Origin of the sequence: Actinomadura fulvescens (genome assembly GCF_039533225.1) — a bacterium.
In the GTDB taxonomy this organism is placed as follows: Bacteria; Actinomycetota; Actinomycetes; order Streptosporangiales; family Streptosporangiaceae; genus Spirillospora; species Spirillospora fulvescens.
The window spans coordinates 299,434-324,217 of the sequence record NZ_BAAATD010000011.1 but is presented as its reverse complement, the minus strand read 5'-3'; the positions used below and the strand labels follow the sequence as shown (position 1 = coordinate 324,217).

Below are 24,784 nucleotides of genomic sequence, written 5' to 3'. Positions count from 1 at the left end.
TCCTCCCTGAACCTCGCACGCAGTCTAGATAATCACTCTCCGACAAATTCGTAAGCCCCTCCTTATTGCGGTTTTGCCCTTGCCGCACAAGGGATCCAGGAGGCCGCGCCCCCCGTCTGACCGATGCCCCCGGGCACGATCAGCTCGGTGGCGGAGAGGAGCGGGACGTGGCGGACGCGAAGAACACACCGCGAGCACGAGGGGCGCGGCGCTTCCAGGCGCCGAGCCGCCGGAACGCGATCATCCTGGCGGTGGTGCTGGTCCTGGTCGGCGGGCCGCTGCTGAACGGCCTGCTGAGCGGGTACGAGCGGACGGGCGGCGGCGAGATCGCCATCGTCCGCAACGGAGGTTTCTTCGACAACAACAGGATCCGGCAGGTCCTCGACCCCGGATCGAGCCGTACCTGGATCGGCCTGTACTCGAAGGTCCACAAGTACCCGGCGCAGCAGCGGTTCTACACCATCACCTCGAAGGCCTCGCAGCAGGAGCGCGAGGGCGTGGACGTCGTCACGGTGCCCAGCTCCGACGGCGTCAACATGGGCATCGAGGGCACGCTCTACTTCACCCTCAACCTGGACCACCAGACGCTGAAGTCGTTCGACGACAAGTTCGGGACCCGGAAGTTCCGGGGCGTGGACGGCGACTCCTACTTCGCGTGGGAGGGCGACAAGGGCTGGTCGGCGTTCCTCAACCAGATCGTGCGCCCCGTGATCGACAACGATCTGCGCAGCCAGATCAACAGCTTCCGCTGCGCCGAGCTGGTGTCGTCCTGCGCGCTCGTCCAGAACACCGCGGCCGCCGACCCGCTCAAGCCGCCGGCCGGCGGAGGGCAGGCGCAGAGCAACAACGCCAACATCGCCAAGGTGCAGCATGCGATCAACACCAGTCTCGCCGCCGACCTGGAGAGCACGCTCGGCGGCAAGTTCGTCACGAACCTCCACTTCAACCTGGTGCGCGTGACGCTGCCGGAGAAGGTCCAGGACGCCGTCGACCGCGCGCAGGCCGCGTTCGCCCAGGTGAGCGAGGCGCAGGCCCGGGTCGCCACCGCGAAGGCCGAGGCGGCCGCGAACAAGGCACGCCAGGACGGCTACAACAAGTGCCCGACCTGCGCGAGGATCGAGGAACTGCGGGCGTTGCCGCAGGGCATCACGGTCTACGCGCCCGGCAACCCGAACGGTGCCCTGCTGCCAAGGAGGTGACCCGTGCGATTCCTCATCCTGCTCGTGGCCCTGGCGCTGCTCGCCGCGGTGATCGTTCTGCTGCTGTACGGGCTGCGCGGCACCGCCGAGTCAAAACCGGCGGCCGTACGGTGGGAGGCGCACACGGAGGCCGTCGGCGGTGTCACCACGGTCGTCGTACGCCGGCTCGCCGACAACACGCGGACCGAGTCGGGCCGTCAGGTCATCGCCTCCATCCCGGACGACGATCCGGAGTGGGAGACGCGCTACCACGAGGCCATGGCGCAGGCCCGCTCCCGAGTGGCCGCCTTGGAGAGCCAAACGGACTGACATGACCCGCGCGTGCCGGGTGACGGGAACGCAGGAACCCGACACGCGCGGGAGCCAAGAACAGAAAAGCGTGGGGCCCCATCAGCCTGGGTCACCCACGCGGCCTGTGGGGTCGCCTACCAGCTGGACTTGCGGACGCCTGGGAGTTCGCCTCGGTGGGCCAGCTCGCGGAAGCGGATCCGGCTGAGGCCGAACTTGCGCAGGTGGCCACGGGGGCGGCCGTCCACGGCGTCACGGTTGCGGATCCGGGTGGGGCTGGCGTCGCGGGGCTGGCGGCTCAGCTCGCGCACGGCCGCGGCGCGGATCTCGGGATCGACACCGGGGCTGCGGACGAGCCGTTTGAGCTCGGCGCGGCGGGCGGCATGGCGTTCCACCACGGCGCGCCGCCGTTCGTTGGCCGCGATCTTGCTCTTCTTGGCCATCAGACCTTCTCTCCGCGGGCCCTGATCCGGGCCACCGCCCGGTCGATGCCGATCTTGTCGATGGTCTTGATGGCCTTGGTGCTCAACGTGAGCGTCACGTACCGCCGCTCGCTCGGGACCCAGTAGCGCTTGCGCTGTACGTTCACGTCGAACCGGCGCGGGGTCCGGCGGTGCGAGTGCGACACCCGCCTGCCGAACCCCGGTCCGCGGCCGGTCAGCTGACAACGTCGCGACATCAGCCGCGGCCCCGGGCGTAGCGCCGGTTGAACTTCTCCACCGCGCCGGTGGAGTCCAGCACGCGGCTCTTGCCCGTGTAGAACGGGTGGCTCGCGGAGGAGACGTCCACATCGACGACGGGGTAGGTGTTGCCGTCCTCCCACTCGACCGTGCGGTCGGAGGCCGCCGTCGAACGCGTTAGGAAGGCGAAGCCGGCGCCGCGGTCGCGGAACACGACGGGCCGGTAGTCGGGGTGGATGTTCTTCTTCATCGTTCCTCCCGGTAGTTCACGTGCCTGCGCACGATCGGGTCGTACTTGCGGAGCGTCAGGCGGTCGGGGTCGTTCCGGCGGTTCTTGGTGGTCACGTACGTGTGACCGGTGCCCGCGGTCGACCTGAGCTTGATCACGGGCCGTAGCTCGTTCCGGGCCATGCATCCCTCCTGTCGGCGGCACTTCCGTGACTGTGCAAACATAATGATAACCGTTTTCATTCCTGGGAGGGCAAGCAGGATGTCGAGCATTCCGGTGGTCGTTGTCGCGGGTCTGCACGCCGAGGTGCGGGCCGAGGCCGTACGTGGGCTCCTGGCGGCCACGCCACACTCCGTCGCCGTTCACCACGACCTGCGCGGCATCGGCCATGGACAGGTCGAACGCGTCGTACTGGACGCATGGGGAGTGCGAGAACGAGTCGACGTGCTGCTCGCGCACGGCTGCGTCTCATGCACCATCCGCGAGGACGTGCTGCCCGTGATCGAGCACCTTGCCGGCGAGTCACGCCTGCTCGTCATCGAGACCTGGGGTTCGGTCGAACCACGTGCCGTCGCCGAACAAGTCGCCAAGGTGCCGGGCGTTCACCTCGCGGGCGTGCTCACGGCAGTGGACCCGACAGGCCTGCTGAACGACCTGGGCTGCGGCGAACGCCTGCGCGCCCGGGCACTGACGGCGTCCGAGGAGGACGAACGGTACGTCGCGGAGGTCCTCGTACGCCAGATCGAATACGCGTCGACCCTCGTCCTCGGCGCCGGTGAGCCGGAGGACGTCGTCCTGGCGCGTACCGTCCTCGAACACCTGGGCGCCGGCACTCCCGTCACGCCACTCGACGGGCTCACGGCCCCGCGCGGCCCGCTCGACGCCGAGACCCTCGCGGCCCGCGTCGATCCGGAGAGCCTGCGCCTGCCGGTCGACCAGGACTCCGACGGCGTAGCCACGATGATCTGGCGGCGCCCGCGCCCGCTCCACCCCGTGCGGCTGTACGAGGCGATCGACGATCTCGCGGCCTGCGCCGTTCGCAGCCGTGGACGCCTCTGGATCGCCAACCGTTCAGACCTGCTCTTGGGCTGGGACTGCGTCTCCGGTCTGCTGGCCATCGAAGACCGCGGCCAGTGGCTCGCCGCCCGCTCTGACCTCGCCTGGTCCAAGGTCACGCCCGCCCGCCGGGCCGCCGCGTCCCTGGACTGGCGCCCGCAGACCGGCGACCGCACCCAGCTGCTCGCCTTCACCGGCCCAGAACTGGACCGCCCCGCCCTGACACACCTCCTCGATCGCTGCCTCCTGACCGAAGCAGAGATGCGCGCGGGCTCCGAAGCCTGGTCCGCCTACGCCGACCCGTTCGCCCCCGTCCTCGACTAACCCCGTCCAGACCCAATCAACGCCTCGTCCCGGGTCGCAGGGATGTTGTGAACGCTCTTGGAACCCCGTCGTCCCTTCTCAGCGTTCGATCGGGCCATGGTCGTCCTGCACCATCGGTAGCGGCCTGATCGAGGTTTGTTCTAGACGACCGCTCGCACCGCCCAGGACCCCGCATCCTCAGCGTCCTGGACGGTCCGTTCTGGCGTACCCGGGCGGTGGGGTAGGGACGTTTGGGAGGATTGGAGGCGGCTGCCCTGTCGCCTCGCTCGCGATGTTCTGGACGGTCGGGTCGTGGCTGTCCACGGCTATCGGGCTGGCGGTTCTGGGCGGTATGGGACGCGATGATTCTGGGTGGATTCGCCTCTCCCGCCCGGGGTTCCGCCGGTGTATCTTCGCGATTGATCACCAGAGGAGACCGATGGCCCGCGGGACACGTTCCGGCCTGGCGATGGCCGTCGTCATCGCCGCATGCGTGGTGTTGCCGTCGTCGGCCCCGGCCGTGAACCGGCCGACCGTGGACTATGAGACCAAGCGGCAGCTCACCATGGCCGCGCGGTCACTGCTGGAGCGCCGTTCGGAGGCACTGGTCCAGCAGCCCCGGAGCCGCGTACGGCAGAGCCCGTCCGAGGTACTCGGCGTCCGGATCTCGCCTGTGGTGGTACGCAACCAGGAGCGTGCCCTACGGGAACTGGCAAATCGCAACCGTGCCCCCGTCGAAGGCGGCCCCGCGTACACCGACGCGCGCACGCGCCTGAACGCCGACCGTGCCGTACGGACGGGCGACCGAATCACGCTGGAGGCCACGGAGCACACCGAGGTCCGCTACGAGAACGGTCGGCTCACGCAGTCGGTGCGACGCCGGTTCGAGTTCACGACACAGGGCGAGCAGATCACCTTGGTGGCCGAACGAGTGCTGGACCCGTCCGTCCACCCCGTCAACGACCCCGACCACCACTGACACCTCGCTGCCAGCGCAACGAGGACGGCTGACAAGCCGCGTTGCGAGGCCGTCCAGCCAAGAACGCCCGGTCTCTGTGCGGGCCGCTTGCCGGAGGCTTCGCCATGTAGTCCACGTACCGACGGGACCTCGGTGTAGGGCGAGACCACGATCCGGCACATCAGCAGGAGTCCTGAGCTCTCTGCGAAGGCGTTCAGGTGTTCTTGCGTGCGACTCCGCCCGCGCAGGCCACCTCGGGCGGCTCGGCCAGCGCCTCCGGACGCCATCTCGAAACCGGAACGATGCCAGGTTCCACTACGTCAAGTCCGTCGAAGTAGCGCGCAATCAACTCCTGGCTGCGGGCGATGTAGGGAACTACGCCGCTCCTGGCGTTGTAGCGCCTGAGGGCCTCCACGTACGCGGGGTCTGTGTCGGTGCCGTCATAGAGCGCCAGATAGCTACCCGGCGGCAGTTGCGCCATCAGCCGTTCCACGATCGAACGAGCCTCGTCGTAGTCGCTGACTAGGCCCAGGATGCCCATCAGCATGAGCGCGACGGGCTGGTCGAGGTCCAGCATCCGGCTCGCCGAGGCAAGGATCTGGTCCGGCTCACGCGCGTCCGCCTGCACGTAGCCGGTCATCCCCTCGGGAGTGCTCGTGAGGAGTGCCTGGGCGTACGCGAGCACCAGCGGATCGTTGTCCACGTACACGATCCGGCAGTCCGGAGCCACCTGCTGGGCAACCTCATGCGTGTTGTCGAGCGCGGGGAGCCCGGTGCCGACGTCCAGGAACTGCCGGATCCCCGCCTCGCCCGCGAGCCACCGCACCGCGCGGGCGAGCATCTGGCGGGAGTGCCGGCTCAGGTCGACCATGCCGGGGAAGAGGCCGCACAACATGTCACCGGCCAGCCGGTCGACGGGGTAGTAGTCCTTCCCCCCCAACAGGTAATTCCAGACGCGAGCCGAGTGCGGCACGGTGCTGTCGATTTCGAGAGGGGTGCTCATCGCCGGTTCTCGCTCTCAGGACGTACTTCCCCAAGATCTTTGCACTTCCGCCCGTCCGCCACCCCCTCTTTGGCCGCCCTCGGCCGGAAAACGATCCCCCGCCTGACCTGCCCCTCTGACCACCGACCGACGATCCGTACCGAGCAGACAGCGAGGGTCCGGCACCGGTCGGCGGAACGAATTGTGCACCCAAACAATGGCAAGGTGTCATTCCCGGATGCCGGGGAACATTTAATCCCTCACTAGCGATGAGAAACCCGACCTGAATGGCACGTACATTGACGTTCGGTAATAATGCACGTCAATCAACTGCGCTGTGTGACGGCGGTCGCGACGGCGAGCGAGCCGTGGTGGCCGCTTCCGGCCACCTCCGCTTCGCCGGAAAACGACCGAATCGGCAGGTGTGAGCCGTCGGACGGGTGGATTACTGTGATCCGTGGGGCGTAGGCTGGCAGCCATTCTTCCGGTAGTGCGGCGAAAGGGATCGGTGCAATGAGCGGTGACAAGCGCGGCGCCAGCATCGGGGCACTGGAAGACCTGTCCCGCATGTTCAGCAAGCACTCCAAGAACCTCGACGCTCTGATCAAGGACCTCAACGGTCGCACGGTCAGCAGCACCGAGATCTGGTGGGGGCCGGGCGCCGACCGGTTCCGCAGTGCTTGGATGGAGGCCAAGACGGCCTTCGACAAGATGGCCGTCGCCCTTGAGCAGGGCAGCCAGGACATCAAGCGCTCCCAGCAGAACATCGAGGCGGCCACGCGCTGACGCCGCCTCCGCGAGACCGCGGGTCCCGGCCCATCCCCCCGAGGTCGGGGCCCGCGCTTTTCTTCTGGGTAACGGTCTGGTTCCGTTGCGTCACCAGCACCGTAAGGCCGGGTTCCCGGATGGCAGTCTCTTCCGAGAGATCGGAGGCGGACGTGGACGAGGCCGAGCGCTTCAGACTGCTACTCCTGCTGGGACGCATCCAGCAACTGTCCAACGACCACTGGCACGCGTTCACGCGGCCACGCCAGGCCATGGGCGACCACGCCTGGGTGGGAGGCGTCGCCGCCAAGTCCTTCGAACGGCGGCTCGAACGCAGCGACGCCGAACTCCACGCCCAGATCCGCAAGGCGCTGGACCTCGTTCAGCAAAAGATCGGCCGCCCCCTGGCCGGCTGAGAGGTGGACGGTGGCGGACAACTGGCTCGGGCCCGACACTTGTGGCGTGAAGCTCGCCCAGTTCGAGCGGCTGACGCAGGACATGACCAAGGCGGGACCACAGCTCGCGGAGCTCGCCGACCAGCTCTGGCAGGCACTGAACGGCGCCGGCGTCAGCACCGCCCCCGCCCAGGAGATCAAACGAATCGCCGCCTGGGCGCAGGAGGCCGCGGCCGATCTGCGCCGCCGCAACACACTCGCCCACGATCTCGACCGCCGGCAGCTGACGTTCAGCGTCTGCCGCCCTGACGGCAACTTCATCACCCTCCCCGACCGCTACACCGACCAGGTCGCCTACGGCGAAGGCCGCCGCCTGGCGCCCTTCCTGGAGCGCGCCGCCAAAGGCGACCGCAAGGCCCTCGAAGCCTTGAGCCGCTACGACCCGAACGACATCACGCCGGCCCTGGCCAAAGCCCTCGTCGAGACCCTGGGTGCCGTAAACCTCCTTAAGCTCCCCGCCGCATTCACCATCAACGGCAACCGCAACGTCCTGGCCCTGCTAGGACGCAGCCTTGCCCTCGCCACAAACCCCGACCGCCGCGCCTACGTAGGCGACGCCTTCCTGACCCAGCTCATGGAAGCGGGCCGCACGACCTTCCCACCGGGCAGCAGACCGCCGTACGGATACGTGGGCTACCAGTCCCTGTCGACCCTCCTCGCCGCCGCAGGCGACACCCGCTTCTCGCCACGCTTCATCAACTTCGTCGGCGGCGGCATGACCGACTACGACCGGACCGTCCGCAAGTACCTCCCGCTGCCCGACCTACACGGCAGATACACCTCAGAAAAGACCGACTTCCTGATCCCCCTCCTCAACGCCGCCACCGCATCAGGCCGTGAGGGCGCCCAAGCCCTCCTCGACTACCGCCCCATGGGCCCGCACACCCTGGACGCCCCGGCGAGCATGAGGCTCTCCAACCTCGAATACCTGCTCCGCGACCGTCGAGAGCTCTGGGGCCAAACCGACCAAGGCGCCGCCCTCGGCAAGGCCCTCCAAACCGCCGCCTCAGGCCAAGACAAAGACTCCGAACGCCTGGCCTTCACAGCAGGTAAACACCTGTCCACCGACGCCAGGAAGTTCTACGTCGTCAACAACGGTCAGCTCAAGGCGCTGGATCAGAGCCGAATGGAGTACGCCTTTGACCTCGACGTCAAGGGTGTGATCGCTCCGGTCCAAGGGATCGATGACCTCGCCGGTCTGCGCCCGCACATGGCCGCGGTCCTCGCCGCCCACATTACTAAGATGAACGACATCTACCAGTCCTTCCGGTTCGGCGCTCAAACCGGCAGCACTCCTATGTCCGACTTGGACCTGGATTACCTCCTCCTGGACGTGGTTCGCGATGCCGACTCGTTCGACTCTCTCCTGAGAGCGCAGATCGCCCACGCCAGGGTTTCGATCGACACCTCGATCGCCCGGCGGTCCCGTCATCTCGAGAGCGTGATTGTCGCTCAGGGCTGGATGTTCGGGCACCTCATGGAGGCTCACGCTCAGGCTCTGCGCGGAGAAGAGACCCGGTTGGCGGCGGACTTTCAGCGCATAAAGACCTACGTGGACATGGCGCTTGGAATCGGAGGTCAGAAAGCACTGGCCGGCGCGTCACAGCGCTTCCCAGTCGCCGGCGAGGCCGCCGGACTCCTGGTAAACCAAGTCCAGGCAGCTCTCTCCTCCCAAATCACCAAGTACTTGGCAGGGAAACCGAGCGGCACCATCTTCGCGCCCAAGACCAACACAGAAGCCATCGAGAAGCTCCTCAGTCAAATGATCGCGGCATCAGTGGCCACGCATGGCCGCTACGATCCGGCGGACCTCAAGGGCAAACCCTTCGCGACCTCCGGACCAACCCCCAGAATCCGTCCTCTTGAATCTCTGACCACTGAGGAGCTCGAGGAGTTCCTACGCTGGGCGAGTACTCACTCCGATGTCGCCGATCTTCGAGATCGATTCTTGGGTTCGATGCAGAACGGAATGACTGAGACTGCTGGGCACTATCGCGATGCCGAAGGGCGCAACGTTGCGCCGAGTTTCCAGAGGTGACCACGATGCGCGCAGGCGGCATGTTGGTAGGGGCTTGCGTGGCGTTCGCAACAGTGGCCTGCAGCAACTCGTCGCCCCCCAAGATAAATGCGTCGCCACCCGACCTTCGACCTGTATCGGATGAACCACCGTATCTTTGTGACTTGGTCCCCGAACTGGCGTTCCGTCGAGTCACGGGCCTGATGCACCTGACTTCTCGATGGTCGGGTCCGCAGACTGACAATGGGCTGTGTCTGACCCGTGCTCCTGGACGTGAGGCGCCACTCGGCTTGGACTGGTCGTACAACGACGGCGAGAAGGTGCTTCGACGGCAGCAGCAGAATGCGGAAGATAAGTCACCGCACCGGCTTCCTGGGGACCTTGGGAGCGGGCTGGCAGTGGTCCGGCCTACCGCAGGTGCAGATCCACGTCCGAACTTCGTGATCGCGCTGTTCAAATGCGGTGACGAGAGGCCTTGGATCAGCATTGATTTTGCGCCTGTGGTGCGTGGGCGGGATGCGGTGCGGGACATGGTGGATTTCATGCGGATCGCGCAGAAGCGGTTTGGACAGATCCATAAGTGCACGCCGAAGCCGCTGCGGTGACAACGGGTCTGCGGCGGTTATCTGACGAAGTTGTGTCAGATAGAGCTCGGATTTCTGGCTTTTGGCTTGTATGGGTCGTAGCGTTCGGTGGGTGGTTGTTGTTCGGGAGTTGAATGTGTTTCCCATCAAGAGTGCGGGTGGGACGGCGGTGTCCGAGGTCGAGGTGCTGGCTACCGGGTTGAGGTATGACCGTGAGTTCATGGTCATACGGCCGGGTGGGCGACATCTGTCGCAGCGGGAGGTTCCTGGGCTTGCTCGGCTGCGGCCTTCGTTCGATGGGGTCAAGCTGACCGTTCAGGCGGGTGACTCGACGCTGGTGTACGAGCCGGAGCGTGGGCCGGTACGTGAGGTGACCGTGCACGGGCAGGAGTGCCTGGGTGTGGACCAGGGCGATGAGGTGGCCGGTTGGTTGGGTGAGGTGCTTCGCGAGGACGTTCGGCTGGTGCGGTTCGCCGGCGTGCGGACGGCCAAGCGTGGCGGCTCGATGACGTATGGGGACGGCGAGCCCGTCTCGGTGTTGTCCGTGGAGTCTCTCGATGATCTGAACGGGCGGCTGGCGGAGCCGGTGCCGATGCGGAGGTTCCGGCCCAACATCGTGGTGGAGGGCTTGGGGGCGTACGGGGAGGACGCGGTTTCCAGGATCTCGGTGGGTGAGGTGGAGATCGAGTTGATCCGGCCTTGCGCGCGGTGCGTCATTGTCAACACCGATCAGGACACGGGGCGGCGGACGCGGGAGCCGCTGAGGACGCTCGCGAAGTACCGCACCCGCGGTTTTGAGGGCGGGCGGGCGATCATGTTCGGGCGGCTCGGCGTGCCGCGGAGGCTCGGAACTCTGAGGGTGGGGGCGGTGTGTTCGTGATGCGGGATTTCGCCCCCGGAAGGTGCTGATCATCGTGGGGCATTGGGCGGCGTGGCTCTGTTGTAGGCGGCTTGCAGGGCTTGGATGTCGATCTTCTTCATGGTGAACATGGCCTTCATCACGCGTTCGGAGCGGGCTGGGTCCTTGTCGGCCAGGAGGTCGGTGAGGATTCTGGGGATGATCTGCCAGGACAGGCCGAAGCGGTCCTTCAGCCAGCCGCATGGGCCTTCCTGGCCGCCGTCGGCTGTGAGCTTCTCCCAGAGTTCGTCGACCTCTTGCTGGGAGGTGCAGTCGACGTAGAGGGAGACCGATTCGTTGAACGTGAACTCGGGGCCGCCGTTCAGCGCTATGAACTCCTGGCCCGCGAGCTCGAACCTCATCACCATCACCGAACCCTTGGGGCCCGGGCCGGCGTCCCCGAAGCGCTGGACGTCGGTGATCCGTGAGTCCTTGAAGACCGAGGTGTAGAGGGCGACCGCCTCTTCGGCCTGGTCGTCGAACCACAGGTACGTCGTGATCTTCTGCATGGCGATCTCCCTTGGGTCTGTGCTGGGTTAGACCACGCGCGGACCCGGAAGTCATCGCCTCACCCCCTTTTCGGCGCGACTCACCCCTCGCTTGGGGATGGGACGGCTCGGCGGCCTTGCTGGTCTCGGCGACAGGAAGGGGACAACGCCATGGATGAAATCCGGGAGCTCAAGGACCGGGTGGAGATCGTCGACGCGCTCTACCGGTTCGGGCTGGGCCAGGATCTGAAGGATCGGGAGCTGTTCGCCTCGGCCTTCGCCGAGGACGCCGAGCTCGATTTTCGTCCCGCGGCTCGGAAAGCCGGGATCGCGAGTGAGCTCATGACAGGCAGGGACACGATCGTGGACACGATCCTCGGGTTGTTCCGGGGGCGTGTCGACACCACGCACACGGTCACCAATCCCCGCGTACGGATCGACGGCGACACCGCGGAGCTCACCGCGCTCGTGGAGGCGCAGCACGTGCTTCAGGACGGGTCGCAGCATGCTCTGTTGAAGAACATCTACGCGGTCGAGCTCGTCCGCGACGGCGAGCGATGGCTCATCGGGCGGCTGCGCATCGACAACGTGTGGCACACCGGTTCACCCAAGGTCATTTTCGAGCCATAAACTCCGCTCACATGAGCTCCCTCGCCAACGGCCAGCGTTCTCTCTTCGACACGTCCATCCGCTATCCGCTGACTCCGCCACTCGTCCGCGGATGCCCGGAGACGAGCACCGAGGAGATCGCCTACCCGGTCGAGGTCGACTATGACTACGCCCGGGTGCCGCGTGAGCTGTTCGCGCGGCACCCGGGGGACCTCGACCAGTGGGCGCCGATCCTGCCGCCGCTGGCGGCACCCGGCCTGGGCGAGGGCGGTACGCCGCTGATCCAGCTTGAGGACGGTGTCTTCATCAAGGACGAGTCCCGCAACCCGACGTGGAGCCACAAGGACCGCATCAACCGGTGCACGGTCAGCGCCGCGGCGGCGATCGGCGCTCCCGGCGTGGTCGTGGCCTCGTCGGGTAACCACGGCGCGTCGGCCGCCGCGTTCGCGGCTAGGGCGGGCCTGCCCTGCATCGTTCTGGCCACGGCGGACACGCCTCCGGCGGTCGGCTCGTTCGTCAGCGCGTACGGCGCACATGTGCTGCCCGTGGCCAAGGAGGAACGCAGGCCCCTGATGCGTCGCATCGTAGACGAGCTGGGTTTTCACCCGCTCAGCAACCTGACCGAGACACACACCGGGCACGCGTACGGCCCCGAGGGCTACAAGACGATCGCGTACGAGGTCTTCAGCGAGATCGGCATCCCCTCGGCGGTTTACGTGCCGACTGGATACGGCGAGCTGTTGTTCGGTGTGTGGAAGGGCTTCACCGAGCTGCGGCTGCTCGGCCTGACAGATCGCGCCCCTCGGATGTACGCGTGTGAGCCCGCCGCCGGAGCTCCGCTCGCCCGTGCCGTCGCCCAGGGGCTTCCCGCCGTCCACCTGAAGGCGGGACCGACCGACGCGTACGCCATCGACTGCGACTTCAACGGCTACCGCGGCGTGATCACCGTCAGGGACAGCGGTGGCGCGGCGTTGAGCCTCACCGACGACGAGATGCGGGCCGCGCAGCGCGAACTGTCCCGGACGGGCCTCTGGTACGAACTCTCCTCCGCCAGCAGCCTGGCCGGGCTCCGGCAGAGGGGTGAACGTGAAGGGCCGGTCGTCTGCATCGCCACGTCCAGTGGTTTCAAGGACACCGGCGTCGGCGAACGGCCGCTCGACCCCATCGATCCCGCCTGGGATTCCGTTTTGCGCCGTCTGAAGTCCGCCGGTCTGCCGGGCGTCTAAAGGGCCGCCTCGCTTCGGCGAGGAGGCCCTAGGTCATTCGAAGAACCCGATGACGCGCCTAATGCGGCCGTCCGCGAACTCCACATAGTCGTAGCCGGTGGCCACCGCGGAGTCCGCTCCTACCGGCCCGAGCCGCCACCTGAACAACGCCTTGTCGTGATGAACGTTGACCAGGTTGTCCACGGCGAAGGCCAGGTCGCCGAACTGCGCCTGAGCCTTGCCGATCGCGGCCGACAGTTCGCCCCGACCGTTGAGGCCCGCGTGGTCGGGGTCGCTGTAAACCGCGTCCTCGGTCAGCGCGGCCTCCAGCAACTCGGCGCGGCGTGCGTCGTCGCGTTCGTTCCAGGTGTCGATGTACTTCTGGATGAGTTCCGGAACGTTCATGGTGTGACTCCTTCGAGAGGGCCCGAGCGTGCCCTGGTAGAGGGCGACGGGTCGGGTCGTTCCACGTTCAGATCCTATACGGCGTTGGTTTAGTACACGGCGTTCAATGTAGCTACGCCGCACAGTAGTGCAACGCTGTAGACTGTCAAGGGTGAGGGAGCCGATCAGCCGGCGGGCCCGGCTGCGCGCCGAGACCAGCGCCGAGATCAAGACCATCGCGCTGAAGCTGATGGCCGCCGGCGGGCCGGACGCCATCTCGCTGCGCGCCATCGCCCGCGAGATGGGGATGACGGCCGGTGCGATCTACAGCTACTACGCCACCCGTGACGACCTGATCACCACATTGATCGGCGATGTCTACGGCGAGCTGGTCGACGCCGTGGAGGCCGCGCGCGACGCCGTGCCCGAGAGCGACCCGGGCGGACGGGTGCTGGCCTGGGCCGAGGCCGTCCGTACCTGGGCGCTCGCCAACCCCGAGGGCTTCCGGTTGATCTACGGAGACCCGGTGCCGGGGTACCAGGCGCCCGAGGGCGGCCCGGCACGCGAGGCCGCGCACCGCGCCTGCACCGGTCTCACCGGTCTGGTCGCCGCCGCCTGGCCGCAGGCCGAATCCCGGCAGTCCGGCACGTACGAGTGGTCGGACTTCGAGCCCGGGCTCGTCGAAGCGACGCGGGAGCGGTTCCCCGACCTCCCGGCCGCCGCGGTCGCGCTCGCCCTGCGCGTCTGGGGGCGCATGCACGGCCTGATCGCCCTGGAGATCTACGGTCACCTGCGCCCGCTCGCGCACCCGACCGCCTCGATCTTCCGCGACGAGATGCTCGACCTGACGAGGTCGCTCGGCCTCGCCCCGCCCCGATGAGCACGCCCGTCGTCCAGACCAAGCTGCGCCCGCCACGGCCCCTCCGTCCGCTGATCGCACGCCCCGGTCTCGAAGCCCGCCTCCAGGCCGCGGCGGACGAGGCGTTCGTCATCCTGGTGCTGGGTCCGAGCGGTACCGGCAAGACCTCGCTCCTGACCCGCTGGACGCAGACCGCTCCGGCCGCCTGGCTGACGGTGGACGCCCGTGACAACGACCCCGCCCGCTTCTGGATCCACGTGGCCGCGGCCATCACCGGCGAGTCAGGTGCCGGAGCAGACGAGTCAGGTGCCGGGGCAGACGAGGCCGCGCCCGGAAGTGACGCGTTCGCGGCGGCGCTCGCTGAACGCGTGGCCGCCTCCGGCGAACGGCCGGTACTGGTCCTGGACGAGTACGAGCAGATCGTCGAGCCGTCCGTTCACCAGCAGCTGGACCTGTTCGTCAGGACGGCCGGCGACGCGCTCACCACGGTGATCGCCGGCCGGGCACGGCCGCCGTTGCGGTTCGACCAGCTCTCGCTGGCGGGGCGGCTGGCCACGTTCGGCTGGTTCGACCTGCGGATGAACGAGGAGGAGGCGCGCCGGCTGCTGCTCGGAACGTTCGGCGTGGACGCCGGGGACGACCAGGTCGCGGCCCTCGTCGAGAGCACGGACGGGTGGGCGGGCGGCCTGGCGCTGGCCGCGGGCGGGCTGCGCCGGGGAACGCCCGATCGTGCCGCCGATGCCGACCATCTCCTGGACCACGTCTGGGCAGGGCTGGCGCCGGACCTGCGTGAGTTCGTCCTGGACACGGCGGTGCTGGAACGGTTCTCGATCGGGCTCGCGGACGCCGTCCACGGCAACGCGGCGGACCTCGTCGACCGGCTGCGCGGTGACGGGGTCTTCCTCCTGGCCGAGGAGGACGGAGCCTGGTTCCGCTATCAGCGGCCGTTCAGGTGGGCGGTCGCCCGCCGCCTGTCCGCCCACGATCCGGAACGGGAACGGGAGGCGCACCGGTCGGCGGCCTTCTGGTACGCCGAGCACGACGACCGGGACAGCGCCATCGACCATGCCCTCCGCGCGGGTGACCACGGCCTCGCCGTGGACCTGATCGGGCGGGCGTTCGACGACGCGCGCGGCTGGCACACGATGGAGAGGTGGCTTCAGGCGCTCCCGGACGAGGCGATCGACGCGGCGGCCGGAGACTTCGTCGACCGGGCGCTGGAGGTGTGGTGCGGTCTCGGGCGGCGGGACGAGCGCGACCGCTGGAGCCGGATCGCGCGCCGCGAGTCCCCGCCCGGCAGGCCCGCGGACGTCTGGCGGCTCTGCCTGCCACGGGAACGCGGCGACCTCGCGTCGGCGCTGCGGCATGGACGGGAGGCCGTCCGGCGGTGGCCTGCGCCGATGACGGCCACCCAGGCGCGGATCAGTCTCGGACGCGGTCTGCTGCTGGCCGGTCGTACGCGCGAATGCCAGGAGCTGCTGAACGACGTCGAAGAGCTCTGGCCGAAGGGGACTCCGCCCCGGCTCGCCATGGCCGTCGAGGCCCTCCGCGGGCTCGCCGCGTACCGCGAGGACGATCACGCCGAGGCCCGGGTCAGGCTGGGGCTCGCGGGCGCCGCGTATGCCGAGGCGCCCGGCCGTCCGCGTCCGCAGGCCGTCCCCGAGTACGTCATCCTCAAGGCTCTGCTGACCGGCGATCCCGAGCCGCTCCGGGCTCTGATCGACCGCCTCGGACCCGACCACAGCATGGCCGCGTTCGCCTCGCTCATGCTCGCCCGCTGCTACCTCGGGCAGGGCGAGCCCGAGCGGGCGGCCGAGCACGTCGCGGCGGCCAGAGAACGGATCGCCTCGTTCGCGAGCGCGTTGGGGCTGGTCGACCTGCTCGCCGAGACGGCAGCCGAGATCGCGGGCGAGCCCCGGGCCGTCGCCGCCGATCTCCTCAGCGACCGTGAGCTGGCGGTGCTCCAGTATCTGCGCAGCGACCTCACGCTCAAGGAGATCGCGGCTCACCTCTACGTGTCGGTCAACACGATCAAGACCCACGCCCGGCACGTGTACCGCAAGCTCGGCGTGGCGGGCCGCCATGCCCTCCTCGACCGCGACCGCGATCACGTCCGCGACCGTGGCCGTGATCGTGTTCGCTGAGAGCTGAATCCGCCTGCGAAGGTTTCGCCGGACACCCCGCGCGGGAGGCGGCGGACCGGCCGGTTACGATCGCAGAATCTTCGCAACGGAGGACAAGGTGAACCAGAACGACCAGCTGGCGGAGCTCTTCGAGGCCCACCGAACCCATCTGAAGTCGGTGGCCTACCGGATGCTCGGCTCGCTGGCGGAGGCCGAGGACGCGGTGCAGGAGGCCTGGTTCCGCCTCAGCCGTTCCGACACCGCCGAGATCGGCAACCTGGGCGGCTGGCTGACGACGGTCGTCTCGCGGCTCTGCCTCGACCAGCTGCGCTCCCGTTCGTCCCGCCGGGAGGACCCGCTCGACGTGTACGTGCCGGACCCGGTCGTGACAGGTGCCATCGACCCCGAGCAGGAAGTGCTCATGGGCGACTCGGTCGGCCTGGCCCTCATGGTCGTGCTGGAGACGCTGGCCCCGGCCGAGCGGCTGGCGTTCGTGCTGCACGACATGTTCGCGGTGCCGTTCGAGGAGATCGCGCCGATCGTCGAACGGTCCCCGGGTGCGACCCGGCAGCTGGCCAGCCGCGCCCGGCGCCGCGTCCAGGGCGCCCCCGCCCCGGACGCCGACGTGGCCCGCCAGCGTGAGGTCGTGGACGCCTTCCTCGCGGCGGCCCGCGGCGGCGACTTCGAGGCGCTGGTGGCCGTCCTCGACCCGGACGTCGTGCTGCGCGCCGACATCGGTGCCGCCGGCAAGCCGGTCTTCGGCGCGGCGGCCGTGGCCGAGCAGGCGCTCATGTTCCGGAGCGGGGCGCGGCAGTCCCAGCCGGTCCTGGTCAACGGCGTGCCCGGGATCGTCCGGGTCCAGGGCGGCCGGGTCGTCGCCGTCCAGTCCTTCACGATCACGGATGACCGGATCGTCGAGATCCACATCCTGGCCGACCTCGACCGGCTGGACGGGCTCGACATCCGCGTGCCCACCCCCTGACCTTCACCCGCACCCTGCGTCATTCGGGCCGGTCGCCGCCCACGGGCGGGGGAAGGGCCACCTGGATCTGGGTGGTGGCACCGGCGGCGACGAAGAGACCGCGGCCGGTCGGGCCGCCCAAGGTGGCGTTGCGGGGCAGGCGGAGGCCGAAGAGGTCGCCGTCCTCGGGGCTGTCGACCGACAGCAGCAGCCCGGAACGGGACCGGCGGGCGTCGGAGAGAAAGCCGCGGTAGCCGCGTCCCAGATCCTCGGTCGTGCCGCCGATGACGACCGCGTGCTCGCCGTCGCGGGCGGTGCGCAGGACGGTGCGCAGGGCATCGTCCAGCTCGGTCTCGTCCAGCAGTTCGGCGTCGTCGACCACGACGACGTAGCGGTGCTCGTCGCCGATGGCCGAGGTCAGGTCGTCTTCCTCGGAGTCGGCCGACAGCAGGCCGAGGACGCCGGGACGGCCGTCGAGCAGGCGCAGGGGCGAGCGGCGCGGGGTGATGATGACGACCGGGACGAGGCCGCCCGCGACCGACGGGTCCAGGAGCGACTGGACGATGGTGCGCAGCGTGGTGGAGCGGCCCGAACGCGGCGGCCCGGCCACCACGAACCCCGGCCCCTCGTTCAGCAGGTCGATGCCTACCGGGGCGAGGGTGTCACCGCCGACACCGACCAGCGCCCACAGCGCGGAGGGCGCCAGGTACTCCTGGTCGAGCGCCATCGCCTCCCGGTACGTGACACGGACCGGGAGTTCGTCGACGTGGATCGGCCGCTGCCTGCGTGGCAGCCGCCCGTAGCGCGAGACGCACACCCGGGCGATGTCCTGCAGCGCGGCCACCTGGGCGGTACCGGACGGGTCGTCCCCGAGCAGGCCGATCTGCGACTCGCGAGGCGCCACGCCGGGCCCGGCCACCTCCAGGGCACGGCCGGGCGGCATCTCGGCGGGCACCTGCTTCTCCTGTAGGCCCGCGTAGCCGTAGTCATTGGGATCGGCCATGCGCAGGATGAGGCGGCGGTCGAACACCGTGGAGACCTGGCCGCTCAGCCCCGAGCGGTCGCCGGTGAAGACGGCGCGCAGGCCGACCGCCGCGCCCTCCCGCAGCAGCCGCAGCACGGCGTCCACCAGGCGGCCGTAGTCGTAGTGCTCGAACGCGCCGACGAACCCCTCCCAGCGGTCGAGCATCAGCACCATCCACGGGAGCCGGTCCGGCGCGGCGACGGCGGCGCGCTGTTCGGCGAGCGAGGCGAAGCCCGCCTCGGCGAGGAGCTGCTGGCGCCGCGCGACCTCGGCGGCGAGCGCGGTGATGAGCCGTTCGACCCGGTCGAGCTGGTCGCGGCCGACGACCGCCCCGCAGTGGGGCAGCGACACCAGCGGCAGCAGCGCGTTGGCGCCGCAGTCGATCGCGTAGAGGTGCGCGTCGTACGGGGAGCACGCCCCGGCGAGGGACCCGGCGATCGTGCGCAGCGCGGTCGAACGCCCCGACTGCGACGCCCCGGCGAGGTAGAGGTGGCCGCCGGCGGCGAGGTCCAGGACGAGCGGCTCGCGGGACTGGATCGCGGGCAGGTCGGTGATGCCGAACGCGATCGGCGGGACGTCCACGACCGAGCCTCCCGCGGCGGTGCGCGGCGCCAGCCTGACCTTGTCGGGCAGCGGCGTCAGCCACGGCGACGGCTGCCGCTCGATGTCCTCGCGGCGGGCCGCCTCGGCGATCGCCTGGACGAGGACGGCCAGGTCGGTGACCATGCCCGCGTCGTCGAGAGGTTCGCGCGGCGCGGGCAGCGGCCGGCCGAGGCCCTGCCACGGCACGGGCAGCACGGTGGCGGGCGCGGCGACGGCGGGTCCGCTGCCGGGGCGGCGGCCGCCGATCCGCGCGGACTGCACCGCGTGCAAGGAAGACGCGCCGGAACGGATGTAGCAGCGGCCGGGGGTGACCTTGGAGATCTGTGCCGCCTCGGCGGAGTCGAGCACGTCGGTCGACTCGTCCGGGTCGGTGACGCGCAGCGCGATCCGCAGGTTGGTGTTGGCGCGGATGTCGGCGGTGACGACGCCCGCCGGGCGCTGCGTGGCGAGGATGAGGTGCACGCCGAGCGAACGGCCACGGCGGCCGATGTCGACCAGGCCGGTGACGAAGTCGGGCAGCTCGGTGACCATCGCCGCGAACTCGTCGATGACGATGACGAGGCGCGGCATCGGGGCCAGATCGCTGCGCGTGAACGAGTGGCCCTGGTCCGGATGGGCCTTCATGGCGCGCAGGTCGTTGTAGTCCTCGATGTCCTTGGCACCCACGTTCAGCAGGATCTCCTCGCGGCGCCGCAACTCGGCGGACAACGATTCGAGGGCGCGTTCGGTCGCATGGCCGTCGAGGTCGGTGACCATTCCGACGGTGTGCGGCAGCCGGGCGCAGTCCTTGAACGCGGCGCCGCCCTTGTAGTCGATGAGCACGAACGTCATCTCGTCCGGCCGGTTGGTGAGGGCCAGCGAGGCGATCAGCGTCTGGAGGAGCTCGGACTTGCCGGCGCCGGTCGTGCCGGCGATCAGGCCGTGCGGACCGTCCGTGCGCAGGTCCACCTCGTACACGCCGTCGGTGCCGACGCCGATCGGGACGCGGGTGGACCGCCCGCCGGTGACGCTCCACGCCCGCACCACGTGGTCGGCCGTCGGGTCGGGCAGGTTGAGCAGGTCCAGGAGCCGGGCCTGCGCCGGGATCGTCTCCTCGGCGTCCTCACGCGACACGTCCCGGACGGGGGCGAGGGCCCGCGCGACCCGGTCGCTCCACGCGGCGGACACCTGGTCGGCGAGGACGGGTCCGATGGCGTCGAGGCCCTGGCCGCGCAGCCGCAGCGTTTCGGGGCTCTCCGGGTCCCAGGCGGCGACGGCGGTGCACTCCTCGGGCAGCAGCCGTTCCTCGTCGTCGATGCAGATCGCGTTCAGGCCGTACTCGGCGCCGCGTTGCAGCAACATCGGCATGCCGGGCACACGCCGCAGCTGCCGTGCGCCGTCGAGCACGATGAGGATGTTGTACGGGACCAGCTCGGCGGGTTTCCCCTGTCCGAACAGACCTGACGCCGACGCCGCCTGCGCGGTCCTGCGCCGTTCGGTGACCCGGATCGCCAGCTCGGTGACGCGGTGCGCGACCGACTCGGGGTCGGTGCCCACGAGCGCCAGGCATTCCTCGCCTTCGCGCGGCGCCGCGTGCGGCAGCCAGCGGACCCAGTTCCACTCCTCCTCGGCCTGCTCGTCGGCGCACATCACGACGATCGCCAGGTCGCGCGGGCTGTGCAGGGCGGCGGCCTGGGCGACCAGCCAGCGTGCGAGCGCGCGCGAGGCCGGGCGCGACTCGCGGGCGGCGGTGCCGGTGATGCCGATGACGCCCAGCTCGGGCAGGGGCAGGGTGACCGGCACGAGCCGTGCGACCGGCACCCGCAGGTCGGCGGCCTCCGGTCCCGCCGACTCCAGCCCGGCGAGCTCGATCCGCGCGGGCAGGTCGGCGACGCCGAGCCGCAGGTGGAGCACGTCGGGGTCGGTGGCGCGCCGCTCCCAGAGCCTGCGCCGGGGACCGGTCGCGGTCAGCAGCACCTCGGCGGGATCGGGGTGCACGGCGCGGCGTTCCGCCTGGTCCTCGTGCCGCAGCCGGTCGAGCTCGCCACCGAACTCGGCGGTTTTGCGGTGGTACTCCTTCAGCGCCTTCTTGTACGACTTGCGGCCGTGGACGCGGTCGCCGATCCATTCGCCGACCGTCATCACCGGCCAGGCCAGCGCGAACAGCGCCCACCACCACTGGCCCAGCCCGAACGCCATCACCAGCCCGAACGCCGAGAACAGCAGCGCGCCGAAGAGCCTCAGCCGTTCCTTGGGATTGCGTTCGGGCCGCTTGGGCACCTCCAGGCGCCGCGTGCGGTGCGCGGGGTGCAGGCGCGGCGGGCGGTTGAACGCGAGGCCGCCCTCGGGCAGCGGCTCCAGATGGGTGTCCGGTGCCGAGCTCTGCGCGAGCGTCAGGATGCTGCCACCGATCGCGAGCATGCCCCCGATCGGCCAGGTGGCCTTGGCGGCGAGCGGCTCCCCGTCCAGCAGCACGCCCCGGGCGAGCGTCTGGGCGGAGGGCTCGACGTGGACGGCGTGCGGCTCGACCGTGATGCGCAGCGACCTGGCGGGAACGAGCGGATCGTCGACCGCGATGTCCACGTCCTCGTCCGGCGTGCCCGAACCCAGCGTGGAGGCGCCCAGGCCGAGCCGGTGCACCGAACCCGCCGCCGGGCCGCTCACCACGCGTACCTCGACCAGGCCCGTGGGCTCTGCCAGCACGGTCGCGGCGGCCGTCCGCTGCTCCACGGCGATGACCGCGCCGTCCCGCAGTTCCTTGACGGCGGGGGCCTGCGGGTCGAGCATGCGCCCGTTCATCCACAACGTCCGCCGCTCGGCCTTCCGGGTGTCGACCCGGGTGCCCGGCCCGCCGCCTCGGGCGCGCACCGGCGCTCCGCCTTGGGGGCGCACCGACTCCTTCGAGAAGCGGGGCGTGTGCGCGGCCGGGACGTCGCCGGCCGGCACCGCCGCCGGTGCCGCCGGTGCCGCTGGCGCCGCCGCGTCCAGGGCGGCGAAGAGCGACTGGGCGACGTTGTCCACGGTCGCGCCGGAGTCGACATTGATCACGACATCCCGGGGTCCCTGGCCGGTCAGCGCCGTGAACGAGATCCGCATTCAAGCCCCTCCAGAGTGCGCCGCCCCCGTACGAGGGCGGCGCTGCCGCTCGGGCCAGCTTAATTCGGGCCAGCTTATTTACAGGTGCCCGCCGAGCGGCTCGGGACGACACGAGGCCGTCCTTAAGCCGCGCCGATGACGGCCTTAAGCGCCTCGTCCAGCGGAGTCGGCGTGACGCCGAAGGTGTCCTGGAACGCCGACGAGTCGAGAATGTACGGCGCGTCGAACTGGTACCGGGTCTCCCGCAGCTCGCGCATCATCGGGTTGACCAGCCCGATCGCGTTGAAGATGGGCCTGGGCATCGTGCCGATGCGCGGTGCGGGGGCGCCCGCCAGCTCGCACAGCCGCTCGCCGAACTCCCTGGCGGTGAAGGCCGGAGCCGTCGGGATGTGCCAGACGCGGCCGAGGGCGCGTTCGTCCGTGCCCGCGACGGCCAGCGCCCGCGCGACGTCCGGCAGGTACGTCCAGCTGTGCGGGATGGCCGGGTCGCTGAGGAACGTGACCCGCTTGCCCGCTAGCAACGGCCGTACGAACCGGACCGAGCCGATGTAGGAGTTGTCCGTGCTGCCGGGGCCGTAGAAGTCGGAGGCCCGCAGCTCGGTCACCCGCGCCCGGCCGGCCTGGTGCGAGGCCAGCATGTCGTCCCACATCTTCGCCCTGATCCGGCCCTTGTGGCCGGGGGCGTCCTGCGGCAGGTCCTCGGTCATCGGGCCGTTCTCCGGTCCGTACACGTACAGGTTGCCCAGCGTCACCAGCGCCGCGCCGGTCTGCTCGGCGGTGGCCAGCAGGGAGGCGGCGACGGGCGGCCAGATCTTGCCCCACTCGTGGTAACGCGGGTTCATGCAGTTGTAGAGGCTGTCCGCGCCCTGGGCGAGCTCGATCAGCCGGTCGCGGTCGGCGGCGTTCGCCGCGACCTTGCGGACGCCCTCCGGGCCGGAGCCCGAACGGGTGACCACGGTGACGTCGTGGCCCTGCGCCGTGAGCAGCTCCGCGAGCTGCCCGCCCACCTGGCCGGCGCCGACGATCACATGCTTGCCCATGAGAACCAGTCCTTCGATCAGAGGTGAGCCGAGTTCGTCGCTCCGCTTCGAGAGCAATGCTCTCTCAAGAGAGCAGCATTCGTCAAGAGCAGCGCTCTCGAAACAGTCCGGTGCTTTGCTAGCCTCGGCTCATGAGCGCGAGCCGTACCGCCCGGGAACGCGTCCGGGCAGAGCTGATCCACGAGATCACCGAGACCGCCCGCAGGCACCTGGCCACCGACGGCGCGACCGGGCTGTCGCTGCGCGCCGTGGCGCGCGAGCTGGGCATGGTCTCCTCGGCGATCTACCGGTACTTCCCCAGCCGGGACGACCTGCTGACGGCGCTGATCACCGATGGCTACAACGCGGTCGGCGAGGTCGTCGAGCGGGCCGACGCGGAGTGCCGTCCAGGCGATCACGGGGCACGATGGCTCGCCGTCTGCCGCGCCATCCGGGAGTGGGCGGTGGCGCACCCGCACGAGTACGCGCTGATCTACGGCTCTCCGGTGCCCGGCTACGAGGCGCCCCAGGACACCGTGCCCGCCGCGCTGCGGGACACGATCGTCTTCGCGCGGATCGTCACCGAGGCGCACGAGGCGGGCGAGCTCGACCCGCCGGCCGGTCTGCCGCCGGCGCCGGCCTCGATCGAGGCGGACCTCGCGCGGGGCCGGGCGGCGGTGACGATGAACGTGCCGGACGACGTCGCGGCGCGGGCGCTGATGGCCTGGGCGGGACTCTACGGAACGGTGAGCTTCGAGCTCTTCGGGCAGTTCGAGACCGTGGTCGAGAATCGGATCGGCTACTTCGACCACACGGTGACGACGCTTGGACGTCTCATCGGCTTCAGGTTCTGACCTTTTGGTATTAACAAACTGGCCATTGCGGTAGCTGTCAGTGATTCAAGTGACCGGGCGTAAGAACGGAAGTGATTGACGAATCGCCAGGTCATCTCCGGATTTCGCGTTACGTTGCGGCTTCACCTCACCGAATCCATTGACGCGGCGTCGCGCCCCCCGCGAGCATGGATCGCCCCGATGATGTGGGATCTCGCGGGACGCGGGAGTCCATGGGGGACGGGAAGGAGCACGTGGCGAGGGCGATGAAGGGCAATCAATCGGCCGTCGCGGGTGGAGTCTCCGCAGGTACCGGTGCGAACGCGGGCACGGGCCGGGCGGGTCTCGGGCAGTCCGGGCTGGGCACCTCCGGCGGGCAGCGGCTTCCGGTCGCGCCGCGCGAGCGCAAACCGGCGCTCGCCGCGCTCGCCGTCCTCCTGATCCTCGGCGGCGCGCTCGCCAGCGCGTATCTCGTGATGGCCAGCGGCCAGCGGGTGTCGGCCATCCGCATCGTCCAGCCGGTCGCGGCGGGCCAGCGCATCCCGCCGAGCGCCCTCCAGGAGGTGCAGGTCGGCGACACCGGCGTGGAGTACTTCATCCGGTGGTCCGAGCGCGCGAAGGTGACGCGCACCTACGCCGCCGTACCGCTGGTCAAGGGCGCACTGCTCACCAACGGCATGGTCAGCGAGGCCCCGGAGGCCGAGCGCGGCCGGGTCATCGTGGGCCTCGCCCTCAAGCCCGGCCAGCTCCCGGCGGGCGTGAGGGAACTGGACGGCGGCGCCCGGGTGAGCCTGTACGCGGTGGGCACCGGCACGGGTTCGAGCGGCCCGCGCCCGGGCACCGTGCTCTCGACGAACGCGATCGTGGTCAGCATCGGCGGTTCCGGCAAGAGCGACCGGCTGCGCGGCGACCAGACGCCGGTGAACGTCGCCGTTCCGCCCGGTGAGGCGGCGGCGATCGCACAGGCGGCCTCGGCCGGAGCGGTGGCGCTCGCCCTGCTCCCGCCGGGCACGGAGCTCACGCCCCAGCGGCCCGCCAGCCCCAACCCGGACAAGGAACAGACCCCGGGCAACGGCAACACCCAGAATCCCGGCCCCGGCAACGGCACGGGCGATGGCTCGGGCAACGGCACGGGCAACGGCACGGGCGATGGCACCGGCAACGGCACTGGACCAGGCGGGAACTGA

At 69.7% G+C, this 24,784-nt stretch carries 25 protein-coding genes; 16 read left to right on the top strand and 9 right to left on the bottom strand.

Features of this window, described 5'->3' with window-relative positions:
- Positions 1-167: 167 nt before the first annotated feature.
- Both ABD333_RS35165 and ABD333_RS35160 read left to right on the top strand, forming a co-directional pair.
- Positions 168-1,199 carry an SPFH domain-containing protein gene (locus ABD333_RS35165; RefSeq protein WP_344546869.1) on the top strand — a complete coding sequence of 344 codons (1,032 nt, stop codon included), beginning with the start codon at positions 168-170 and terminating at the stop codon, positions 1,197-1,199.
- 3 nt (positions 1,200-1,202) lie between these two features.
- Positions 1,203-1,508: a hypothetical protein gene (locus tag ABD333_RS35160; protein ID WP_344546868.1), complete on the top strand. Its 306-nt coding sequence runs from the start codon at positions 1,203-1,205 to the stop codon at positions 1,506-1,508.
- Positions 1,509-1,624: 116 nt separating this feature from the next.
- On the opposite strand, the gene rpsN is transcribed toward ABD333_RS35160, so the two are convergent.
- The 4 genes from rpsN to rpmG are packed head-to-tail and all read right to left on the bottom strand — an operon-like array spanning position 1,625 to position 2,578.
- Positions 1,625-1,930 (bottom strand): 30S ribosomal protein S14, encoded by a 306-nt coding sequence (rpsN, locus tag ABD333_RS35155; RefSeq protein ID WP_344546867.1) that lies wholly within the window; start codon positions 1,928-1,930, stop codon positions 1,625-1,627.
- Complete coding sequence (gene rpmB, locus ABD333_RS35150; RefSeq protein ID WP_344546866.1) at positions 1,930-2,166, bottom strand: 50S ribosomal protein L28; 237 nt, start codon at positions 2,164-2,166, stop codon at positions 1,930-1,932. The genes rpsN and rpmB overlap by 1 nt, the downstream gene beginning before the upstream one ends.
- On the bottom strand, positions 2,166-2,417 hold the full coding sequence (locus tag ABD333_RS35145; protein WP_344546865.1) for a type B 50S ribosomal protein L31: 252 nt from the start codon (positions 2,415-2,417) through the stop codon (positions 2,166-2,168). The genes rpmB and ABD333_RS35145 overlap by 1 nt, the downstream gene beginning before the upstream one ends.
- The gene (gene rpmG, locus ABD333_RS35140; RefSeq protein WP_344546864.1) at positions 2,414-2,578 is read right to left on the bottom strand and encodes a 50S ribosomal protein L33; all 165 of its coding nucleotides are present in this window, start codon (positions 2,576-2,578) and stop codon (positions 2,414-2,416) included. The genes ABD333_RS35145 and rpmG overlap by 4 nt, the downstream gene beginning before the upstream one ends.
- Positions 2,579-2,657: 79 nt before the next feature.
- Here rpmG and ABD333_RS35135 point away from each other — a divergent pair, with 79 nt between their 5' ends.
- Positions 2,658-3,776 (top strand): CobW family GTP-binding protein, encoded by a 1,119-nt coding sequence (locus ABD333_RS35135; RefSeq protein WP_344546863.1) that lies wholly within the window; start codon positions 2,658-2,660, stop codon positions 3,774-3,776.
- Positions 3,777-4,194: 418 nt separating this feature from the next.
- Complete coding sequence (locus ABD333_RS35130) at positions 4,195-4,734, top strand: hypothetical protein (protein ID WP_344546862.1); 540 nt, start codon at positions 4,195-4,197, stop codon at positions 4,732-4,734.
- 193 nt (positions 4,735-4,927) lie between these two features.
- Here the strand turns inward: ABD333_RS35130 and ABD333_RS35125 are convergent, their stop codons facing one another.
- Positions 4,928-5,716 (bottom strand): SAM-dependent methyltransferase, encoded by a 789-nt coding sequence (locus ABD333_RS35125; protein ID WP_344546861.1) that lies wholly within the window; start codon positions 5,714-5,716, stop codon positions 4,928-4,930.
- A gap of 492 nt (positions 5,717-6,208) precedes the next feature.
- Between ABD333_RS35125 and ABD333_RS35120 the strand changes: the two genes are divergently transcribed.
- The 5 genes from ABD333_RS35120 (at position 6,209) to ABD333_RS35100 (ending at position 10,396) form a co-directional block, all read left to right on the top strand.
- Positions 6,209-6,481, top strand: a complete 273-nt coding sequence (locus tag ABD333_RS35120; protein WP_151558621.1) for a WXG100 family type VII secretion target — start codon at positions 6,209-6,211, stop codon at positions 6,479-6,481.
- Positions 6,482-6,633: 152 nt separating this feature from the next.
- Positions 6,634-6,876 (top strand): hypothetical protein, encoded by a 243-nt coding sequence (locus ABD333_RS35115; protein ID WP_344546860.1) that lies wholly within the window; start codon positions 6,634-6,636, stop codon positions 6,874-6,876.
- 46 nt (positions 6,877-6,922) lie between these two features.
- The gene (locus tag ABD333_RS35110) at positions 6,923-8,953 is read left to right on the top strand and encodes a hypothetical protein (protein ID WP_344546859.1); all 2,031 of its coding nucleotides are present in this window, start codon (positions 6,923-6,925) and stop codon (positions 8,951-8,953) included.
- 269 nt (positions 8,954-9,222) lie between these two features.
- Positions 9,223-9,537 carry a hypothetical protein gene (locus ABD333_RS35105; RefSeq protein WP_344546858.1) on the top strand — a complete coding sequence of 105 codons (315 nt, stop codon included), beginning with the start codon at positions 9,223-9,225 and terminating at the stop codon, positions 9,535-9,537.
- Positions 9,538-9,628: 91 nt separating this feature from the next.
- On the top strand, positions 9,629-10,396 hold the full coding sequence (locus ABD333_RS35100; protein ID WP_344546857.1) for an MOSC domain-containing protein: 768 nt from the start codon (positions 9,629-9,631) through the stop codon (positions 10,394-10,396).
- Between the two features lie 29 nt (positions 10,397-10,425).
- Here the strand turns inward: ABD333_RS35100 and ABD333_RS35095 are convergent, their stop codons facing one another.
- Entirely contained in the window at positions 10,426-10,923 is a 498-nt protein-coding gene (locus tag ABD333_RS35095; RefSeq protein ID WP_344546856.1) for a VOC family protein, read from the bottom strand.
- A 150-nt stretch (positions 10,924-11,073) separates the two neighbouring features.
- Here ABD333_RS35095 and ABD333_RS35090 point away from each other — a divergent pair, with 150 nt between their 5' ends.
- Entirely contained in the window at positions 11,074-11,532 is a 459-nt protein-coding gene (locus ABD333_RS35090) for a nuclear transport factor 2 family protein (RefSeq protein ID WP_344546855.1), read from the top strand.
- Positions 11,533-11,543: 11 nt separating this feature from the next.
- Positions 11,544-12,737, top strand: a complete 1,194-nt coding sequence (locus ABD333_RS35085; RefSeq protein WP_344546854.1) for a threonine synthase — start codon at positions 11,544-11,546, stop codon at positions 12,735-12,737.
- 33 nt (positions 12,738-12,770) lie between these two features.
- Here the strand turns inward: ABD333_RS35085 and ABD333_RS35080 are convergent, their stop codons facing one another.
- Complete coding sequence (locus ABD333_RS35080) at positions 12,771-13,121, bottom strand: nuclear transport factor 2 family protein (RefSeq protein WP_344546853.1); 351 nt, start codon at positions 13,119-13,121, stop codon at positions 12,771-12,773.
- A gap of 151 nt (positions 13,122-13,272) precedes the next feature.
- Between ABD333_RS35080 and ABD333_RS35075 the strand changes: the two genes are divergently transcribed.
- The 3 genes from ABD333_RS35075 (at position 13,273) to sigJ (ending at position 17,064) form a co-directional block, all read left to right on the top strand.
- On the top strand, positions 13,273-13,980 hold the full coding sequence (locus tag ABD333_RS35075) for a TetR/AcrR family transcriptional regulator (RefSeq protein WP_344546852.1): 708 nt from the start codon (positions 13,273-13,275) through the stop codon (positions 13,978-13,980).
- Positions 13,977-16,103, top strand: a complete 2,127-nt coding sequence (locus tag ABD333_RS35070; RefSeq protein ID WP_344546851.1) for a helix-turn-helix transcriptional regulator — start codon at positions 13,977-13,979, stop codon at positions 16,101-16,103. The genes ABD333_RS35075 and ABD333_RS35070 overlap by 4 nt, the downstream gene beginning before the upstream one ends.
- Positions 16,104-16,200: 97 nt before the next feature.
- Positions 16,201-17,064, top strand: coding sequence for an RNA polymerase sigma factor SigJ (gene sigJ / locus ABD333_RS35065; protein WP_344546850.1), 864 nt, complete (start codon positions 16,201-16,203; stop codon positions 17,062-17,064).
- A 19-nt stretch (positions 17,065-17,083) separates the two neighbouring features.
- Here sigJ and ABD333_RS35060 read toward each other — a convergent pair whose 3' ends face one another.
- Both ABD333_RS35060 and ABD333_RS35055 read right to left on the bottom strand, forming a co-directional pair.
- Positions 17,084-21,745: a type VII secretion EssC family protein gene (locus tag ABD333_RS35060; RefSeq protein WP_344546849.1), complete on the bottom strand. Its 4,662-nt coding sequence runs from the start codon at positions 21,743-21,745 to the stop codon at positions 17,084-17,086.
- A 122-nt stretch (positions 21,746-21,867) separates the two neighbouring features.
- On the bottom strand, positions 21,868-22,785 hold the full coding sequence (locus ABD333_RS35055; RefSeq protein WP_344546848.1) for an NAD-dependent epimerase/dehydratase family protein: 918 nt from the start codon (positions 22,783-22,785) through the stop codon (positions 21,868-21,870).
- Between the two features lie 131 nt (positions 22,786-22,916).
- On the opposite strand from ABD333_RS35055, the gene ABD333_RS35050 reads away from it, so the two are divergent.
- The gene (locus tag ABD333_RS35050) at positions 22,917-23,618 is read left to right on the top strand and encodes a TetR/AcrR family transcriptional regulator (protein WP_344546847.1); all 702 of its coding nucleotides are present in this window, start codon (positions 22,917-22,919) and stop codon (positions 23,616-23,618) included.
- A 212-nt stretch (positions 23,619-23,830) separates the two neighbouring features.
- Positions 23,831-24,784 (top strand): hypothetical protein, encoded by a 954-nt coding sequence (locus ABD333_RS35045; protein ID WP_344546846.1) that lies wholly within the window; start codon positions 23,831-23,833, stop codon positions 24,782-24,784.

Excerpts from the sequence above, each read along its gene's own strand:
- ABD333_RS35135 (WP_344546863.1), top strand. The coding sequence starts at position 2,658 with ATGTCGAGCATTCCGGTGGTCGTTGTCGCGGGTCTGCACGCCGAGGTG.
- ABD333_RS35130 (WP_344546862.1), top strand. The coding sequence starts at position 4,195 with ATGGCCCGCGGGACACGTTCCGGCCTGGCGATGGCCGTCGTCATCGCC.
- ABD333_RS35145 (WP_344546865.1), bottom strand. The coding sequence starts at position 2,417 with ATGAAGAAGAACATCCACCCCGACTACCGGCCCGTCGTGTTCCGCGAC.
- ABD333_RS35085 (WP_344546854.1), top strand. The coding sequence starts at position 11,544 with ATGAGCTCCCTCGCCAACGGCCAGCGTTCTCTCTTCGACACGTCCATC.
- ABD333_RS35060 (WP_344546849.1), bottom strand. The coding sequence starts at position 21,745 with ATGCGGATCTCGTTCACGGCGCTGACCGGCCAGGGACCCCGGGATGTC.
- rpmG (WP_344546864.1), bottom strand. The coding sequence starts at position 2,578 with ATGGCCCGGAACGAGCTACGGCCCGTGATCAAGCTCAGGTCGACCGCG.
- ABD333_RS35120 (WP_151558621.1), top strand. The coding sequence starts at position 6,209 with ATGAGCGGTGACAAGCGCGGCGCCAGCATCGGGGCACTGGAAGACCTG.
- ABD333_RS35050 (WP_344546847.1), top strand. The coding sequence starts at position 22,917 with ATGAGCGCGAGCCGTACCGCCCGGGAACGCGTCCGGGCAGAGCTGATC.
- ABD333_RS35055 (WP_344546848.1), bottom strand. The coding sequence starts at position 22,785 with ATGGGCAAGCATGTGATCGTCGGCGCCGGCCAGGTGGGCGGGCAGCTC.
- ABD333_RS35095 (WP_344546856.1), bottom strand. The coding sequence starts at position 10,923 with ATGCAGAAGATCACGACGTACCTGTGGTTCGACGACCAGGCCGAAGAG.
- rpsN (WP_344546867.1), bottom strand. The coding sequence starts at position 1,930 with ATGGCCAAGAAGAGCAAGATCGCGGCCAACGAACGGCGGCGCGCCGTG.
- ABD333_RS35090 (WP_344546855.1), top strand. The coding sequence starts at position 11,074 with ATGGATGAAATCCGGGAGCTCAAGGACCGGGTGGAGATCGTCGACGCG.
- ABD333_RS35080 (WP_344546853.1), bottom strand. The coding sequence starts at position 13,121 with ATGAACGTTCCGGAACTCATCCAGAAGTACATCGACACCTGGAACGAA.
- rpmB (WP_344546866.1), bottom strand. The coding sequence starts at position 2,166 with ATGTCGCGACGTTGTCAGCTGACCGGCCGCGGACCGGGGTTCGGCAGG.
- ABD333_RS35045 (WP_344546846.1), top strand. The coding sequence starts at position 23,831 with ATGGGGGACGGGAAGGAGCACGTGGCGAGGGCGATGAAGGGCAATCAA.
- ABD333_RS35070 (WP_344546851.1), top strand. The coding sequence starts at position 13,977 with ATGAGCACGCCCGTCGTCCAGACCAAGCTGCGCCCGCCACGGCCCCTC.
- ABD333_RS35125 (WP_344546861.1), bottom strand. The coding sequence starts at position 5,716 with ATGAGCACCCCTCTCGAAATCGACAGCACCGTGCCGCACTCGGCTCGC.